Annotated in this window: 1 protein-coding gene (running past one end of the window); it reads left to right on the top strand. The window is 68.2% G+C overall.

Features of this window, described 5'->3' with window-relative positions; translation table 11 throughout:
- Positions 1-131: 131 nt before the first annotated feature.
- Positions 132-20526, top strand: the beginning of a protein-coding gene (locus tag OG716_RS35155) for a non-ribosomal peptide synthase/polyketide synthase (protein ID WP_405134630.1). 24545 nt of this gene lie beyond the right edge of the window; the window shows 20395 of its 44940 coding nt (coding positions 1-20395); it begins with the start codon at positions 132-134; its stop codon lies off the right edge, out of view.

Raw genomic sequence — 20526 nt, forward strand, 5'->3', positions numbered from 1 at the left:
CCAGAGAACATCTTTGTCTGATTGTTACGTGAAGTGAGCCCCGAGCATCGGACGCCACGCTGGTCGGTGTGGCGTCCTGTTGGGGTTTTCGGTGGGGAGCGCTGCATGGTGTTCCGGAAGCGAGGTTTGGGTTGGACCGGCTAGATTTCGGCGGCAACGGCGAAGCTGGCAGCGAAATCGCGCCGGGATCGGGCGAGGCGTTTCCGCTGTCGCCCGCTCAGCTGGGCATTTGGTACGCCCAGCACCTGGATCCGCAAGTGCCGATCAATATCGCGCAGTACGTCGAACTGCGCGGCGAGATCGACGTGCCGCTGCTCGAACAGGCCATGGTCGACGGTTCCCTCGAGGTCGGTTCCGGCTTCCTGCGCATCGTCGAGCGCAACGGCGAACCGCTGCAGATCGTCGATCCGAATCTGGATCGCACCATCTACCAGGTCGATCTGCGTGCTGCAGAAGATCCGCACACCGCCGCGCTGCAGTGGATGCGCGATGACTACAGCCGTCCGCTGGATCTGCTCGCCGACCGCCTGATCCGCTCCGCCATGCTGCGGGTGGGCGAGGACCACTATTACTGGTACGCCCGTGTCCACCACATCGTGCTCGACGGCCTCGGCGCCATGACCTATATGACCCGCGTCGCGGAGATCTACACCGCGCGGTTCCGGGGCGACGAGCCCGCCGCGTCGAAGGTCACCGATCTGCGCACGCTGGTGGAGCAGGAGTTCGCCTACCGCGACAGCACCCGCTTCCAGTCCGATAAGGAGTACTGGACCGAGCGAGTAGCCGGTCTGGAAGAGGGGACAAGTCTGTCCGGTCGCAGTGCCCCGCCGGCCGCGATCAACAGCATTGCCAGCGCATCGCTCACCAGCGATCAGAATTCGCTGCTCGAGACCGCGGTGGCGGTACACGAATCTTCCCCTGCCGCTTTGCTGATCGCCGGTTTCGCCGGTTATCTGGCGCAGTGGACCGGTACCGAGGACGTCATCCTCTCGCTGCCGGTGACCGCGCGCACCACCGCCGTCATGCGCCGTTCCGGTGGCGCGGTATCGAATATCGTGCCGCTGCGCCTGCATGTCGGGCACGACACCAGCATTGCCGAACTGCTCAAGCAGGTGACGGTCGCGGTGTCCGGCGCCCTGCGCCATCAGCGCTACCGGCACGAGGACATTCGCCGCGACAGTGCGGGCGACGGTGTGGTGACCCGGGAGTTCTTCGGGCCCTGGGTCAATATCATGCTGTTCCACAATGAGGTCACCCTCGGCCCGGTGACGGGTGAGTTCAGCGTGCTGTCCACCGGTTCCATCGAGGACCTGGGCATCAACTTCTATCAGTCGGTGGCCGGTACCCGGAACCACATCGACTTCGAGACCAACCCCAACCTGTACTCGGAAACCGAGACGCAGCGCCATCATTCGCGGTTCCTGGAGTTCTTCGACAACTTCCTGTCGGCCTCGGCCGAGCAGCCGGTGTGGGGTCTGTCCGTCACCACCGCGGCCGAGCGCACCCGCACGCTGGTCGAGTGGAATTCGGCGGATCACGAGGTCCCCGAGACCACGCTGCCCGCACTGCTGGATGCCCAGATCCCGCTGACGCCGGACAATATCGCCCTCGAATTCGAGGGTGCGACCCTCACCTACGCCGAATTCGGTGCCCGGGTGAACCGCCTCGCACGCTTCCTCATCGCTGATGGTGTCGGCCCGGAATCGCTTGTCGCTCTGGGTATGCGGCGCTCGCTGGAACTGGTTATCGGCATGCACGCGGTGCTGCGGGCAGGTGGCGCGTACGTGCCGATCGACCCGGATCATCCGGCCGATCGCACCGCCTACATCCTCGAGTCCGCGGCACCGGTCTGTGTTCTGACCACCGAGCGCGACGGGCTCGAGCTGCCGGAGTCGGTGCGGCGCTTGCAGATCGACACCCTGGACGTGTCGGGCTACGCCGATCTTCCGGTGACGGATGCGGATCGGATCGCGCCGCTGCGGCCGTTCAATACCGCCTACGTCATCTACACCTCGGGCTCGACCGGCCGCCCCAAGGGCGTCGCGGTCACCCACCACGCCATTGTCAACCAAGAACTCTGGATGCTCGATGAGTACCAGCTCACGGCTGACGATGTGTACCTGCAGAAGACCGCGACCACCTTCGACGTCTCGCTGTGGGGTTACTTCCTGCCCTTGATGGTCGGCGCGAAGATGATCATCGCGACCCCCGACGGGCACCGCGACCCGGTCTACGTCGCGGAAACCATCCAGCGCCACGGGGTGACGGTTACCGACTTCGTGCCGTCCATGCTGACGGTCTTCGTCTCCCATGCCAGTGCCGCACAGTGTGTTTCGCTCAAGAGCGTGTTCGTCATCGGTGAAGCCCTGCCGCCGGAGACCGGTGCGAGCTTCCGTGCGCTGAGCTCCGCGGGCCTGCACAACCTCTACGGACCCACCGAGGCCGCGGTCTCGGTGACCTACTGGGAGAACACCGATGCCGACACCGTGACGGTGCCGATCGGTGTGCCCGAGTGGAATGTCGATGTCTACGTGCTCGATTCGCGGCTGCGACCGGCCGCCATCGGTGCCGCGGGAGAGCTCTACCTCGGTGGGCGTCAGCTCGCCCGTGGGTACAAGGGCCGCCCGGATCTGACGTCGGATCGCTTTGTCGCGAACCCGCTCTCGGCCACCGGTGAGCGCATGTACCGCACAGGTGACCTGGTGCGCTGGAACGATTCCGGCGCGATCGAGTACATCGGCCGCACCGACTTCCAGGTGAAGTTCCGTGGCCAGCGCATCGAGCTCGGCGAGATCGAGACCGACCTGCTCGCGCACCCGGCTGTGAGCCAGGCCGCGGTGCTGGTCATGGACACCGCCACCGGCCAGCAACTGGTCGCCTACGTGGTGCCCATGCCCGGCCAGAGCATCGATCCGGTCGAGCTGACCCGCTTCGCCGCCGAGAAGCTGCCGACCTACATGGTCCCGGCCTCGATCATGGTGCTGGACGGGTTCCCGCTCAATACCTCCGGCAAGCTGGACCGCAAGGCCCTGCCGGATCCGGTGTTCAGCGTGGACGCCGCCGGCTACCGGGCCCCGCGCACCGCCGCCGAGGAGATCGTGGCGGGCATCTTCGCCGATGTCCTGGGCCACGAGCGGGTCGGCATCGACGACAATTTCTTCGATCTCGGCGGTAACTCGCTGGTCGCCACCCAGGTGGTCGCTCGCATCTCCGCCGCGTTCAGCACCCGCCTGGGTGTGCGCGCACTGTTCGAGACCCCCACCGTCGCGGGCATTGCCGCGCGCATGGAAACCATTGCGCCGTCGGATATTTCGCGTCCGCCGCTGGTGGCGCAGCAGCGCCCCGAGCGAGTGCCGCTGTCGCTGGCACAGCAGCGCATGTGGTTCCTCAATCAGTTCGATCCCGATGTGCCGACCTACAACCTGCCGTTCGTGGTGCGGTTGCGCGGCCGGGTCGATATCGAGGCGCTGCAGCTGGCGCTGACCGATGTGGTGGCGCGGCAGGAATCGCTGCGCACCATCTTCCCGGAATCCGGGGACGGCGGCCTGCAGCAGGTGCTGCCCATGGAGCAGGTCGATCTCGGCATCGAGGTCGTCTCCATCGATGAGGCCGAATTGTTCCCGGCCCTGGCCGAATTCGCCTCGCGGGGTTTCGATGTCTCGCGTGAGCTGCCCATTCGCGTCCGGGTATTCCAGGTCGGCGAGACGATCGAGGACGAGGCCGACGGCGTCGCCCTCAACGATTACGCCGTTGCCTTCGTTGTGCATCACATTGCGGCGGACGGTTTCTCGTTCGGCCCGCTCTCGCGCGATATGACCGCCGCCTACCTGGCGCGGGTCTCCGGTCAGGAGCCCGCGTGGGCGCCGCTGCCGGTGCAGTACCAGGACTTCAGCATCTGGCAGCGTGAGGTGCTGGGTTCGGAAGCCGATCCCGATTCCATGGCCGCACGCCAGATCGCCTACTGGCGTGGCGCTTTGGCCGGACTGCCCGATCAGCTCGATCTGCCCGCCGATCGCCCGCGCCCGCCGGTGCAGAGCTTCCGCGGTAACCGGGTCACGTTCGAGATTCCGGTGCAGCTGCACACCCGGCTTTCGGGATTGGCTCGCGCGCAGGGTGTTTCGCTGTTCATGGTGATGCATTCGGCGCTGGCGGTGCTGCTGGCCCGCCTGTCCGGGACCAGCGATATCTCCATCGGCACCCCGGTCGCCGGTCGTGGTGAACAGGCCCTGGACGATCTGATCGGCATGTTCGTCAACACCCTGGTGTTGCGCAGCGAGGTCGACGGGTCCGAGGCCTTCACCGACTTCCTCTCCCGGACCAGGGAAACCGATCTGGCGGCCTTCGCCAGCACCGATGTGCCGTTCGAGCGCCTCGTCGAGGTCATCAACCCGACCCGCTCCCAAGCACGCCATCCGCTGTTCCAGGTCATGCTCTCCTTCCAGGAGATGTCGCACGGCTCCATGGAGCTGCCGGGCCTGACCGTCTCGGCCGATGAGCTCGAAGTCGATATCGCCAAGTTCGACCTGCAGTGGACGCTGACCGAACAGCGCGGCATGGCCGGTGAGCCCGCCGGACTGTCGGTGGTGCTGTCCTACGCCACCGATCTGTTCGACGAGCGCACCGTCGCCGAATTCGGCCACCGCTACCTGCGCATCCTCGAAACCGCCGTCACCGCACCCGATACCGTGGTGCGCGATATCGACATCCTCAACGAGGACGAACGCGCCCTGGTCCTGGGCGACTGGAGCCGCAACGAGCACTCGCTGCCGTCCGCGCAGACCGTGCTGGACCTGTTCGAGGAACAGGTCCGCCTGCGTCCGCACGGCACCGCTCTGATCTTCGATCCGGGCGAGCGCAGCAGCGGAATGTTCGGCACCCCTGCCGATCTCAGCTATGCGGAGTTCTCCAGCCGGGTCAATCGCCTGGCGCGCAAGCTCATCACCGAGGGCGTCGGCCCGGAGACCCTGGTCGCGGTGGGCATTCGCCGCTCGATCGACATGCTGGTCGCCATCTACGCCACCCTCACCGCGGGTGGCGGCTATGTGCCGGTCGATCCCGATCATCCGGCCGAGCGCACCGACTATGTGCTGGCCAGTTCGCAGCCGGTCGTCCTGCTCACCACCACCGACGATGCGGTGGAGAGCTCGGATTGCCAGGTTCTGCACCTGGATTCGCTGGATCTGAGCGAGTTCGACGATGCTCCGGTCACTTCCGTCGATCGGCTGGCGCCCTTGCGCTCGTCGAACACCGCGTACGTGCTCTACACCTCCGGCTCCACCGGCCGCCCCAAGGGCGTCGCGGTGCCGCACAGCGCGGTCCTCAACCAGATCGCCTGGATCACCGCCGAATACGGCATCGACGACACCGATGTGATCCTGCAGAAGACCCCCGTCACCTTCGACGTGTCGGTCTGGGAGCTGTTCGGCTCCCTCGCAGTCGGTGCCCAGCAGGTCATCGCCGCGCCCGACGGGCACCGTGACCCGATGTACCTGTCCGAGGTCATCGGCAACCACCGCGTCACCCTGACCTCGTTCGTCCCGTCCATGCTCAGCGTGTTCGCCAGCAGCGCCTCGGCCGCCGAATGCCTTTCCCTGCGTGCGGTTCTCGTCGCCGGTGAAGCCCTGCCGCCCGCGACCGTGACCGCGTTCCGGCGCTTCTCCACCGCCGCCGTGCACAACCTCTACGGCCCGACCGAGTTCACCGTCCACGCCACCGCCGCGGCCATCGCGACCCCGACACCGGCCGCCGTGCCGATCGGCCGCCCGGTCTGGAACGCCCGCACCTACGTCCTGGACGAGGGCCTGCGCCCGGTCCCGGGCGGCGTCCCCGGTGAGCTCTACCTCGGCGGCGCGCAGGTCGCACGCGGCTACTACGCCCGCCCCGACCTGAGCGCCGAACGATTTGTCGCCGACCCCTTCGGCGCACCCGGAGACCGCCTCTACCGCACCGGTGACCTGGTGCGCTGGAACAGCTCCGGCGCACTGGAATACATCGGCCGCACCGACTTCCAGGTCAAGTTCCGTGGCCAGCGCATCGAGCTCGGCGAGATCGAAACCGCCCTGCTGACCCACCCGTCGGTCAACCAGGCCGTGGTTCTGGTCATCGACACCGTCGCCGGCGACCAGCTCGTCGCCTACGTCGTCACCCGTGGCCCGGTCGATCTCGACAGCGTCAAAACGCTGCTGCACCGTACGTTGCCCGCCTACATGGTCCCCGGCGCGTTCATGGTGCTGGAAGCCTTCCCGCTCAATGCCTCCGGCAAGCTCGACCGGCGCGCACTGCCCAGCCCGGTGTTCGAGGTCCGCGAATTCCGGGCCCCCACAACGCCTATCGAAGAGATCGTCGCCCAGATCTTCGGCGAGGTCCTCGGTATCGCCCGCGTCGGCGTCGACGACGACTTCTTCGAACTCGGGGGCAACTCGCTCATCGCCACCCAGGTGGCGACCCGCCTGGGCACCGCACTGGACACCCGCGTCCCCGTGCGCATGCTGTTCGAGGCCGCCACGGTGGCCGCGCTGGCCGCCCGTGTGGAATCGCATGCCGGTGACGGTGCGCGCAAGGCGCTGGTGGCTCGCGAGCGCCCGGCGGAGATTCCGCTTTCCCTTGCGCAGCAGCGCATGTGGTTCCTGAATCGCTTCGACACCGCCTCGGCGGTCAATAACATCCCGGTCGCCATCCGGCTGTCCGGTGAACTGGATGTGGCGGCGCTGCAGGTCGCCGTCATCGACGTCATCGACCGGCACGAGTCGCTGCGCACCGTCTTCCCGGAGACCGCGCACGGCCCCGTGCAGCTGGTGCTGGACGCCGCGCAGATCGTGCCCGACCTGACCCCGGTGCCGGTCACCCAGGCCAATCTCATCGACCACCTGGTCGAGCTGGCGTCGATGGCCTTCGACGTCACCGACGAGGTGCCGATGCACGCGGCGCTGTTCGAACTCAGCGAGTCCGAGTACGTGCTCGGCATGGTGGTGCACCACATCTCCGCGGACGGCTGGTCCATGGGCCCGCTGGCTCGCGATGTCATGGTCGCGTATGCCGCCCGTACCTCGTGGGAGGCGCCCACCTGGGCCGAATTGCCCGTGCAGTACGCCGATTACGCGCTCTGGCAGCGCGAGGTGCTGGGCGCGGAGGACGATCCGAGCTCGCTCATCTCCAAGCAGATCAGCTACTGGGCCCAGACCCTGGCCGATCTGCCGGACGAGCTGGTGCTGCCCTCGGACCGCCCGCGCCCGCCCGCCGCCTCCTACAAGGGCGGCACCTACCCGTTCGCCATTTCCGCCGAGACGCAGCAGCGTCTGGTCGACCTGGGTCGCAGGCACAATGCCTCGCTGTTCATGGTGCTGCACAGTGCTCTCGCGGTGTTGCTCGCGCGGCTCTCGGGTTCCAGCGATATCGCCATCGGGACGCCGGTGCACGGTCGTGGCGAGCAGGCGCTCGACGACCTGATCGGCATGTTCGTCAATACGCTGGTGCTGCGCAGCGAGGTGGACGGCGAGAAGACCTTCGCGGATCTGCTGGCGCAGGCCCGGGAAAGCGATCTGCAGGCCTTCGCGCATGCCGATGTGCCGTTCGAGCGGCTCGTCGAGGTGCTGAATCCGGCGCGTTCGCAGGCCCGCCATCCGCTGTTCCAGGTCATGCTGACCTTCCAGAACACCCGGCAGGCCAGCCTGGAACTGCCCGGACTCTCGGTCAACGGCATCGACTACGACGCCCAGCTGGCCAAGTTCGATCTGCAGCTGACGCTGCAGGAGGCACAGGACGCGAATGGTGAGAACGCGGGCATGTCCGCCGAGTTCTCCTATGCGCGTGACCTTTTCGACGAGTCGACGGTCGCGGCATTCGCGCACCGCCTGGATCTGATCCTGGATGCCGTGGTGGCCGACCCGGAGCAGCCGATCGGCGATATCGATCTGCTGGTCGAGGGTGAGCGCGACAAGGTGCTCACCGGTTGGAACAACACCGGGTTCGAACTCGCCCGGGTCCTCCCCGCACTGCCGGAAGGCGCTGTGTCCGATGCGCGGCACGCCGCGTCGGCAACTCTGGTTTCGCTGTTCGAGGCACAGGCTCTGATCAGCCCCGATGCGACCGCCGTTGTTTTCGAGGGGACAAGTCTGACCTACGCGGGCCTCTCCGGCCGCGTCAATCGCCTGGCCCGCAAGCTCATGGCGCAGGGCGTCGGCGCGGAATCGCTGGTCGCGCTGGCCATCCGCCGCTCGATCGACCTCGTGGTCGCCATGTACGCGGTACTGGAGGCCGGTGGCGCGTACGTGCCGCTGGATCCGGATCAGCCGGGGGAGCGCATCGACTACGTGCTCGATACCGCCCGCCCGGTCGCCATTCTGACCACCGGTCGCGACGACTTCGTGACCGGCCGGAATGTGCCGGTGCTCGAGGTCGAGACGCTCAACCTCGAGGCCTATTCGGCCGCACCGATCACCGATGCCGAACGCGGACAGGCCATTCGGCCCGAACACGCGGCCTACGTGATCTTCACCTCCGGTTCGACGGGTCGCCCCAAGGGCGTCGCGGTCGAGCACGGCGCGATCGTGAACCGGCTGCTGTGGATGCAGCACGAGTATCCGATCGGCCCGGATGACGCTGTGCTGCAGAAGACTCCGGCCACTTTCGACGTCTCGGTCTGGGAGTTCTTCTGGCCCTTGCAGACCGGTGCGCGTCTGGTGGTCGCCAAGCATGACGGTCACCGTGACCCGGTCTACCTCGCGCAGATCATCGCTGAAGAAGGCATCACGACAGCCCATTTCGTGCCGTCGATGCTGTCGGTTTTCGTCGCTGCTCTCGACGCGGCCGCAGAACCCCCACTCCAGGTTCGTGGCCCGTCTCGTTCTGGACTGAGTGGAGCGGGGGAGCGAAGCGGAGGAGCGGAGGGAGGGAAGAACGAGACTCCCAGGGCCACGAACCCCGCCGGAGCGGAGCGTAGGCAGAAGATCCAGCACCCCGCCGGAGCGGAGCGTAGGCAGAAAATCCAGCTGCGCCAGGTGTTCGCCTCCGGTGAGGCCCTGCCCGCCCCCACCGCGCAGAAGCTGCGCGAGCTGACCGGCGCCCGTCTGCACAATCTGTACGGCCCCACCGAAGCCGCGGTCGATGTCACCTACCACGAGGTGGTCGACGCCGACACCGTCTTCGTGCCCATCGGCCGCCCGGTGTGGAACACCCAGACCTACGTGCTGGATGCCCGCCTGCACCCGGTCGCGCCGGGTGTCGCGGGTGAGCTCTATCTCGCGGGCGATCAGCTGGCTCGCGGCTACCTCAGCCGCCCCGACCTGTCCGCGGATCGCTTCGTGGCAAACCCGTTCGACGCCTCCGGCGCGCGCATGTACCGCACCGGCGACCTGGTGAAGTGGACCACCGCGGGCGAGCTGGAATACCTGGGCCGCACCGACTTCCAGGTGAAGCTGCGCGGTCTGCGCATCGAACTCGGCGAGATCGAGGCCGCACTGCTGGCACAGCAGGGCATCGGTCAGTCGGTCGTTGTCGTGCGGGCCGATGCCCACGCGGGCGATCAGCTGGTCGGCTATGTGGTTCGTGAGCCGGCCGCGGTGGGCCGCGAATCAGGTGCTGCCGGTGTCGATGTCGACGCGGTCAAGGCCGCGCTGGGTCGCTCGCTGCCCGCCTATATGGTCCCGTCCGCGATCGTGGTCCTGGACGCCTTCCCGGTCAACGCCTCCGGCAAGCTGGACCGGAAGGCGCTGCCCGCACCGGTTTTCGAAACCAAACGCTTCCGGGCGCCCGCCACCCCGATCGAAGAGATCATCGCCGCGATCTTCGGCGAACTGCTCGGCGCCGAGCGCGTCGGTGTGGACGACGACTTCTTCGAGCTCGGCGGCAACTCGCTGGTGGCCACCCAGGTGGTCGCACGACTGTCCGCCGCGCTCAGCGCCGAGATCGGCGTGCGCGCCCTCTTCGAGGCGCCGACCGTGGCGGCCCTGGCCGCGCGAGTCGAATCGCATGCCGGAACCGGTGTGCGCCAGGCGCTTACGGTGCGCACCCGGCCGGAGTATCCGCCGCTGTCGCTCGCGCAGCAGCGCATGTGGTTCCTCAACCGCTTCGACACCGATTCGGCCGCGAACAATATCCCGGCGGCCGTAAGGCTCACCGGCACACTGGATCTCGACGCCCTGCGCGGTGCGGTCGCCGATGTGATGGCGCGGCACGAATCGTTGCGCACCATCTACCCGTCCTACGAGGGCGTCGCGTACCAGAAGGTGCTGCCGACGGCGCGCGCCATTCCGCAGCTCGAGGTGCGGGATGTGGCCGAGGGCGAACTCTTCGCCGCGGTCTACGACTTCGCCGGGCGTGGTTTCGATGTCACCGCGGAGCCGCCGGTGCGCCTGCGCGCCTTCCGGCTCGCGGACGACGACCACGTGCTGGTGCTGGTGGCGCATCACATTGCCGCCGACGGCTTCTCGATGAACCCGCTCGTGCGCGACCTGATGACCGGGTACGTGGCGCGCAGTAGTGGCGAGGCCCCGGGCTGGCCGGAACTGCCGGTGCAGTACGCGGACTACGCGCTGTGGCAGCGCGAGACCCTCGGCTCCGAGGAAGATCCGCGCTCGCTCATCACCGAGCAGCTGGACTACTGGCGCCGGACGCTCGGCGGCCTGCCGGACGAGCTGCGCCTGTCCACCAGGCCGCGTCCCGCCGTCGCCTCCTACGAGGCGTGCACACACCGCTTCGAGGTGCCGGGTGAGCTCATCACCGGCCTGCAGCGGGTCGCGAAGCAGCAGGGCACCACGCTGTTCATGGTGGTGCACAGCGCTTTTGCGGCGCTGCTGGCGCGCCTGAGCGGTACCGATGACATTGCCGTCGGTATTCCGGTGGCCGGTCGTGGCGAGCAGGCGCTCGACGATCTGGTCGGCATGTTCGTCAATACCCTGGTGCTGCGTTCACCGGTCGATAGCGGCGAGACGTTCGCCGAGCTCCTGAAGAAGGTGCGCGAACGCGATCTGCAGGCCTTCGCACACGCCGATGTGCCGTTCGAACGCCTTGTCGATGTGCTGAATCCGGCCCGTTCGCAGGCGCGCCATCCGCTGTTCCAGGTCATGCTGTCGTTCCAGAACCTGGGCCGCACCGCGCTGGAGCTGCCGGGGCTGCGCGTATCCGAGCTGGGCATCGATCAGCAGTCGGCGAAGTTCGATCTGCAACTGACGCTGAGTGAGGTCGCCGGCGGCGCCGCGGCGGGCCGCGAGTCGAATGCGGTGGCGGGCCCCGGCGCCGAGGCCGCGGCCATGGATGCCGAACTCGTCTTCGCCACCGACCTTTTCGACGATCGCTTCGCGGAGCTCTTCGCGCGCCGGTTCGTTCGTGTGCTCACCGCTGTGGTCACCGATCCGTCGGTGCGTGTCGGTGATATCGAACTGCTCGGCGACAGCGAGCGCTGGCGCGTGCTGACCGGCTGGAACGACACCGCCTTCGAGCTGGACGCGGCACTGCCGGAGGTCTCGGAAGGCGCTGCGGCAACGCTGGTTTCGCTGTTCGAGGCGCAGGTCGCCCTGACTCCCGACGCCACCGCTGTCACGTTCGAGGGGACAAGTCTCTCCTATTCCGAGTTCGCCGCTCGGGTGCGCAAACTCGCCCGCTGGCTCATCGCCGAGGGCGTCGGACCGGAATCGTTTGTGGCGCTGGGTATGCGCCGCTCCATCGATCTGGTGGCGGGCATGTACGCCGTCACCGTCGCCGGTGGCGCGTATGTGCCGCTGGACCCCGATCATCCGGCCGAGCGCACCCGGTACATCCTGGAGACGGCGCAACCGGTCTGCGTGCTGACCTCCGGTGACGATCTGGACGGTGTCGCGGATCTGGAAGGCATTACCGCTCGCCAGGTTCGGATCGATGAGCTGGACCTGTCGGCCTTCGCCGACACCCCGCTCACCGATGCCGATCGCCGCGGCCCGCTGCTTCCGGAGAACACCGCGTACGTGATCTTCACGTCCGGCTCCACCGGTCGCCCCAAGGGCGTCGCGGTCTCGCACGCCGCCATTGTCAACCGCCTGGTGTGGATGCATGCCCAGTACGGGCTGGCCGCCTACGACGTGGTGCTGCAGAAGACCCCTGCCACCTTCGACGTCTCGGTGTGGGAGTTCTTCTGGCCGTTGCAGGTCGGCGCCCGCCTGGTGATCGCCAGGCCGGACGGCCATCGCGATCCGGCGTACCTGGTGCGGCTCATTGCCGCCGAGCAGGTCACCACGGTGCACTTCGTGCCGTCCATGCTGGCCGTATTCGTGGCCGCGCTCGCGAGCGAGCCCGCTGGTTCGGCGGTGTCGTCCTCGAGTCTGCGCAATGTCTTCGCCTCCGGTGAGGGCCTGCCCGGCCCGACCGCGCAGCTGCTGCGCGAGCTGACCGGTGCGCGCCTGCACAACCTGTACGGCCCCACCGAAGCCGCCGTCGACGTCACCTATCACGAGGTCACCGACGCGGACATCACCTCGGTGCCGATCGGCGCCCCGGTCTTCAACACCCAGGTGTACGTGCTGGATTCGCGGCTCCGCCCCGTTCCGGTGGGTGTCGCGGGTGAGCTCTATCTCGCGGGCGATCAGCTGGCCACCGCCTATGTCGCGCGCCCCGATCTGACCGCGGATCGCTTCGTGGCCAACCCCTTCGGCTCCGGCGCACGTATGTACCGCACCGGTGACCTCGTGGTCTGGACCGGCCAGGGTGAACTGGAATACCTGGGCCGCACCGACTTCCAGGTGAAGCTGCGCGGTCTGCGCATCGAGCTCGGCGAGATCGAAGCCGCGCTGACCGGGCTGACAGACGTCGCGCAGTCCGTCGTCGTGGTCCGCCACGATGAGCGCACCGGTGATCAGCTGGTCGCGTACGTTGTCGCCGCCGACGGCCGGATCGACCTGGAGGCCGTGAAGGCCACACTGTCGCAGCAGCTTCCGGCCTATATGGTCCCGGCCGCCTTCGTGATGCTGGACGCCCTCCCGCTCAATGCCTCCGGCAAGCTGGATCGCCGGGCGCTGCCCGCACCGTCTTTCGCGGCCAAGGTGTACCGCGCCCCGGCCACCCCCGTGCAGCAGACGGTCGCCGGCGTGTTCGCCGATGTGCTCGGCGGCGACGGCATCGGCCTGGACGACGACTTCTTCGAGCTCGGCGGCAACTCGCTCATCGCCACCCAGGTGGTATCGCGCCTGTCCGCCGCCTTGGACGCCGATATCCCGCTGCGCGCGATCTTCGAGGCCACCACCGTGGCCGCCCTCGCGGCGCAATTGGAATCGCGTGTCGGCACCGGTGGCCGCGCGCCGCTGGTGGCGCAGGAGCGTCCCGCGCCGGTGACCCTGCCGACGGGGGAGACCGCCCAGCTGGTGCCGCTGTCCCCGGCGCAGCAGCGCATGTGGTTCCTCAACCGCTTCGACAATCGCACCGCGGTCAACAACATTCCGGTGGCGCTGAAGCTCACCGGTGTGGTGGATATCGAGGCCTTCGCCGCCGCCCTCGGCGATGTGCTGGCGCGGCACGAAGCGCTGCGGACCATCTACCCGGAGATCGCCGGCGACGGCTTCCAGCGGGTGCTGTCGCTCTCGGAGATCGAGTTCGAGGTGCGCGCCGAATCGGTGACCGCCGACGAACTGCCCATGCGCATCACCCAACTCGCGAGCGTGTTCTTCGACGTCACCCGGGAATTGCCGTTCCGCGCCACGGTGCTGAGCCTGAGCGCCACCGAGCACGTGCTGGTGCTGGTGCTGCATCACATCAGCTCGGATGGCGTCTCGCTGCGTCCGCTGCTGCGTGATGTGGTGGGCGCGTACCTGGCCCGCAGTGGCGGCGAAGCCCCCGCCTGGACGCCGCTGCCGGTGCAGTACGCCGACTACGCGCTGTGGCAGCGCGATGTGCTGGGCGAGGAACACGATCCGGAATCGGTTGCCGCACAGCAGGTGTCGTACTGGACCGAGCAGCTGCGCGATCTGCCCGAGCAGATCGAGCTGCCCGCGGACCGGCCGCGACCGGAAATCGCCACCAATGCCGGTGGCACGTACGACTTCTCGATCGACGCCGAGCTGCACCGGGCGCTCAACACCCTGGCCCGTGAGCACGACGTCACGCTGTTCATGGTGGTGCACGCCGCGCTGGCCACCTGGTCGGCCCGCCTGTCCCGCTCCATCGATATCGCCATCGGCACCCCGATCGCCGGTCGCGGTGACCGCGCGCTCGACGATCTGGTCGGCATGTTCGTCAATACCCTGGTGCTGCGCACCGCGGTCCTGCCCGGTGCCGCCTTCCGCGATCTGCTCTCGCAGGTCCGGCGCACCGATCTGGCCGCCTTCGCACACGCCGAGGTGCCGTTCGAGCGCCTGGTCGACGTGCTCAGCCCGGTCCGCTCGCAGGCGCACCACCCGCTGTTCCAGGTGGCGCTGACCTTCGAGGCCGCGGGCGCCGCGGACGCGGGTGCGGTCGCGCTGCCCGGCTTGGAGCTGGAGGCCGTCGAATTCGATGCGGGTACCGCCAAATTCGATGTGCAGCTGACCGTGGGCGAGCGCGCCGACGGCGCGCTGGGCCTGTCCTGGAATTACGCCACCGATCTGTTCGATCCGGAAACCGTCGCCTCCTTCGCCGAGCGCCTGGTCCGCATTCTGCGCACCGTCGCCGAGGATCCGGCCGTGCTGCTGGGCGATATCGATCTGCTCGGCGGGGTCGAGCGGCACGAGGTATCCGAGCGCTGGGTTTCCGCGGGCGATGACATTGTCGAGCTCGCGGCGGCCGCACGCACCGCGGCGCAGGCGAACGGCGGCGGAATCGCGGAGGTGCTGTCTCCGGGCGGCGCCCTCGGCGCGCTCGCCGAGCTGTTCATCGATCCGGTGGCCACGCTGTCGAGCCCGTTCGTGGACCCGAACGCCACCCTGTCGGGTCTGTTCGACCTGGTGGTGGCCGCCGATCCGAATCGGGTCGCGGCCCGATTCGGCGATGACGAACTGACCTACAACGATCTGGATCGGCGCGCGAATGTGGTGGCGCGCAGGTTGATCGAGGACGGCGCGGGTCCGGAGTCGCTGGTGGCCGTGCTGCTGCCGCGTTCGCTGGATCTGGTTGTCGCCCTGCTCGCGGTGATCAAGACCGGTGCGGGCTATGTACCGGTGGATCCGACCTACCCGGCCGATCGCATTGCCTTCGTCCTCTCGGACGCCCAGCCGACCAGTGTGGTCATCGATTCGACCGTGCAGGTGGAGCTGCCCGCCGGACTGCCGACCGTCATACTCGACGGCTACACCGTCGAGGCCGGCGATATCGAGGACGCCGACGATTCCCCGATCACCGACGCCGACCGCACCGCGCCGCTGCATCCCGATCACGTCGCGTATGTCATCTACACCTCCGGTTCCACCGGCCGCCCCAAGGGCGTGGCCGTGGCGCACCGGAATGTGGTGCGGCTCATGGCGAATACCGATCGCGAGTTCGGGTTCGGCGCCGACGATGTGTGGACGCTGTTCCACTCCTACGCCTTCGACTTCTCGGTGTGGGAGCTGTGGGGACCGCTGCTCTACGGCGGCACCCTGGTGGTCGTCGACTACTACGTGTCCCGCTCGCCGGAGCAGTTCCTGGAACTGTTGCGCCGCGAACGGGTTACGGTGCTCAACCAGACGCCGTCGGCCTTCTACCAGCTGGCCGAGGCCGAGCGTATTGCCGCGGCGAGCCGGGAACCCGGTATCGCCGATGCCGATGAGCAGGCGCTGGCGCTGCGCTACGTGATCTTCGGCGGTGAGGCGCTCGAGCTGCGCCGCCTGTCGGATTGGGTTGCCCGGCACGGTGATTCCGCGCCGTACCTGGTGAATATGTACGGCATCACCGAGACCACGGTGCACGTCTCGCATCGCGTTCTCGATGCCGGCACGATTACCGCCGCCACCGGCAGCGTGGTCGGCCGCGCCATCGCGGGCCTGCGCGTGTACGTGCTCGATGAGCGCCTGCACCCGGTCCCGGTCGGCGTCGCGGGTGAAATGTATGTGGCCGGTGCGCAATTGGCGCGCGGTTACCTCGGCCGCCCCGACCTCACCGCGGCCCGTTTCGTGGCCAGCCCGTTCGGCGCGCAGGGCAGTCGCCTGTACCGCTCCGGCGACGTGGCGCGCTGGAACCGCTTCGGCGAGCTCGAATACCTGGGTCGCGCCGATGATCAGGTGAAGGTGCGTGGTTTCCGCATCGAGCTCGGCGAGATCGAGGCCGCCGTGCTGGCGCAGCCGGGCGTCGCCCAGGCCGCCGTCATCGTGCGCGAGGACCTGCCGGGTGATCAGCGCATCGTCGCCTATGTGGTGCCGGACAACACCGCTCCCGGTGGGAGCGTGGACGCCTCCGGACCGGCCACCGGCTCGGACGCGTGGCTGCTGGATATCCGCGACGGTGCGGGCGAGCGCCTGCCGTCGTACATGGTGCCCGCCGCCATGGTCGTGCTGGACCGAATCCCCTTGACTGTCAACGGCAAACTGGATCGTCGCGCGCTGCCCGCGCCGGCGGTGCAGGCGCGCGCCTTCCGCGCGCCGGAGACGCCCACCCAGGAGACCGTCGCCGCCGTCTTCGCGGAGGTCCTGGACCTGCCGCGGGCCGGACTCGACGACGACTTCTTCGATCTGGGCGGCAATTCGCTCATCGCGACCCGGGTGGTATCGCGCATCGGCGCGGCCCTGGACACCACGGTCGCGGTGCGCACGCTCTTCGAGGCGAGCACGGTCGAGGCCCTCGCGGCCCGTATCGAATCGCATGCCGACGGCGCGTCCCGCGCCAAGCTGGTCGCACGCCCGCGCCCGGCCGGGGAACTGGTGCCGCTGTCCTTCGCACAGCAGCGCATGTGGTTCCTCAACCAGTACGACACCTCGTCGGCGGCCTACAACCTGCCGCTGGCGATTCGCCTCACCGGTGAACTCGACACCGCCGCACTGGAACTCGCGGTCGCCGACGTCGTACGCCGGCACGAGTCGCTGCGCACCCGCTACCCGGAGCACGGCGGCACCCCGATGCAGGTGGTCGTGCCCGCCGAGGAGATCGCCCTCGATCTGCGTCCGGTTACGGTCGCGGCCGCGGACCTCACCGCCACTGTCACCGCCTTCGCCACCCTGGGATTCAATGTGGCGGACCAGGTTCCGCTGCGCGCCCGCCTGTTCCGGGTCGGGTCGGCGCCGGACGCTCCCGCCGCGACGTCGAGCACGTCCGCCGCGGGCGCATCGCCTGCCGACTCCGCCATCGCCGATATTGCGACCACGACGAATGGTGCGCATGCCGATTCGGCAGGAGCGGAAGCAGCCTCGTCCGCGCGTGAGCATGTGCTTGTCGTCGTGGTGCATCACATTGCGGGCGACGGCTTCTCGATGGCGCCGCTGACCCGGGATGTCATGGTCGCCTACTCGGCGCGCACCCAGGGTGCGGTGCCGGGATGGGCGCCGATGGCCGTGCAGTACGCGGACTTCGCCGTCTGGCAGCGGGAAGTGCTGGGGTCCGAGGAGGATTCGGGCTCGCTCATGGCCCGTCAGGTCGGGTACTGGCAGCGCGCGCTGGAGGGTGTGTCGGACGAGCTGGCACTGCCCACCGATCGCCCGCGCCCGGCCGTGGCCTCGCATCGCGGCGCGACCCTGCAGCGCACCCTGCGTCCCGAACTCATCGGCGCGCTGGAAGATGTTGCGCGCCAGCGTGGCTCATCGCTGTTCATGGTCATGCACAGCGCGCTCGCGGTGCTGCTGGCCCGGCTGTCCGGCAGTGATGACATCGCCGTCGGCACCCCGGTCGCCGGTCGTGGCGAGGCCGCGCTCGACGATCTGGTCGGCATGTTCGTCAATACCCTGGTGCTGCGCACCGGGATCGATCCGGCGGAGTCCTTCTCGGATCTGCTCGATCGTGCCCGGCACACCGATCTCGACGCCTTCGGCAATGCCGATGTGCCGTTCGAGCGACTGGTGGAACTGCTCGCCCCGGAGCGTTCGCAGGCCCGCAATCCGCTGTTCCAGGTCATGCTGGCCTTCCAGAACCTGGATCGCACCGCCCTCGAACTGCCCGGCCTGACCGTCGCCGCACTGGATCTCGACGAGAACATCTCCCGCTTCGACCTGCAGTTCACGCTGTCGGAACAGGCCGGGACGGACGCCGGCGAGACCCGGCCGGGTTCCGACGCGGGTATGGCGCTCGCGCTGACCTACGCCGTGGATCTCTTCGACGAGGCCACCGCGGAGGGATTCGCGGAGCGCTGGATGCGGGTCCTGGAGGCCATTGCCGCCGATCCGGAGATCCGCGTCGGTGCCATCGATATTCTCGATCAGTCCGAAAGGGCCGATCTGGTAGCCCGTTTCGGCGCCCCGGTCATTCCGGGCCGTACGCTGCCGGAGCTGCTGGCCGAGGCTGTGGCCCGCGATCCACAGACCACTGCGGTGCGCTTCCAGGGCACCGGTCTGTCCTATGTCGATCTCGACGAGCGCTCGAACCGCCTGGCGCGCTTGCTCATCGAGCGCGGCATCGGCACCGAGAACCTGGTCGCCATCGCCGTCCCGCGTTCGGCCGATTCCTACTTCGCCGAATGGGCCGTCTCCAAGACCGGTGCGGCGTTCGTCCCGGTCGACCCGAACTACCCGGCCGACCGTATTGCCCATATGGTCACCGACTCCGGTTCCCCGGTCGGCCTGACCGTGGCCGCGGTGCGCGCCGATCTGCCGGAATCGGTGGAGTGGCTGGTCCTGGACGAGCTCGACCTGAACACCTTCGCGGACACCGCGATTGCCGACACCGATCGGGTGCGCCCGCTGCGGCCGGAGCATCCGGCGTACGTCATCTACACCTCCGGCTCCACCGGCGTCCCCAAGGGCGTGGTGGTCACGCACGCCGGCCTGGCCAACTTCAGCGCCGAGCAGATCGAGCGCTACCGCCTCGATTCCCGCTCGCGCGCACTGCATTTCGCCTCGCCGTCCTTCGACGCGTCCATCCTGGAATTCCTGCTGGCCATCGGCGCGGGCGGCACCCTCGTAGTGGTCCCGCCGGGTGTGTACGGCGGTGACGAGCTTTCCGAGCTGATCCGCTCCGAGGGCGTCACGCACGCTTTCATCACCCCGGCCGCGCTGGCCACCTTCGATCCGAGCGGCCTGGACTCCCTGCGCGTCCTCGTCGCCGGTGGTGAGGCGGTCCCGGCCGATCTGGTCGCCAAGTGGGCGATTCCCATTGGCGAGGGGACCGGGCCGGACGGCACGATTCGCGCCTTCCACAATGGTTACGGTCCGACCGAGACCACCATCATGACCAATATCAGTGATCCGCTGGTCCCGGGTGATCTGGTCACCATCGGTGGTCCGATCCGTGGCATGCAGTCGCTGATTCTCGACAACCGCCTGCGCCCTGTTCCGGTGGGTGTCGCGGGTGAGCTCTACCTGTCGGGCATTCAGCTGGCCCGCGGCTACCACGCGCGTCCGGGTCTGACCACGGACCGCTTCGTCGCCAACCCGTATGTCTCGGGTCAGCGCATGTACCGCACCGGTGACGTGGTCCGCTGGACCCGCACCGGTGAGGTCGAGTACGTCGGCCGCTCCGACTTCCAGGTCAAGGTGCGTGGTTTCCGCATCGAGCTCGGTGAGATCGATGCGGCCCTCGCCTCGCACGAGAGTGTCGACTTCGCCGTCACCGTCGGCCACAAGAATGCCGCCGGCGCTGTCTCGCTGGTGTCGTACGTGGTTGCCACGCCGGGTCATTCGGTGGATATCGCCGCCGTCACCACGCACGTCGAGCAGCAATTGCCCGCGTACATGGTGCCGTCCTCGGTGATGATCATCGACCGCGTCCCGCTGACCCCGGTCGGCAAGCTGGACCGCCGGGCGCTGCCCGAACCGGTCTTCGCCACCGAGGTGGTGTTCCGGGCCGCGCGCAATACGGTGGAGCACACCATTGCCGAGGTCTTCGCCGAGGTGCTCGGCCTGGAGCGGGTCGGCATCGACGATTCGTTCTTCGCGCTGGGCGGCGATTCCATCGTCTCCATCCAGCTGGTATCGCGGGCCAAGGCGCGCGGCATCATCTTCAGCCCGCGTGACGTCTTCGAGCAGCGGACTGTCTCGGGGCTGGCAGCTGTCGCGCAAACCGCTGACGGACAGGGTGATTCGACACCGCAGCTGACCGAACTGCCCGGTGGGGGAGTCGGCGTCATGCCGCTCACCCCCGTGGTGCGGTTCATGGTCGAACGGCCGGGCGGCATCGGGCGGTTCAACCAGACCATGGCGCTGGAACTGCCGATCGGCATCGACCGTGCGGGTATCGCCGCCACGGTCGGCGCGGTCATCGACCGCCACGACATGTTGCGGGCGCGCCTGCGGCGGGTGCCGGGTGCGGATCCGGTCGTGGAGACGGCCGCCGCCGGCGCCATCGACGTGGACGCGCTTATCGACCGCACCGAGTTCGATCCGGCCGTCGGTCCCGAGGAATTCCTCGAAATCGCCTCGGCCGCACTGGATGCCACGCTCGATAAGCTCGATCCCATAGCGGGCGTGGTGATTCGGTTCGTCTGGCTGGAGCCTGCCGCGGCGAGCCGTGCATCGGACACCGCCTCTCGCGCCGGTC

It is taken from the genome of Nocardia sp. NBC_01388 (assembly GCF_045040085.1).
Lineage (GTDB): Bacteria > Actinomycetota > Actinomycetes > Mycobacteriales > Mycobacteriaceae > Nocardia.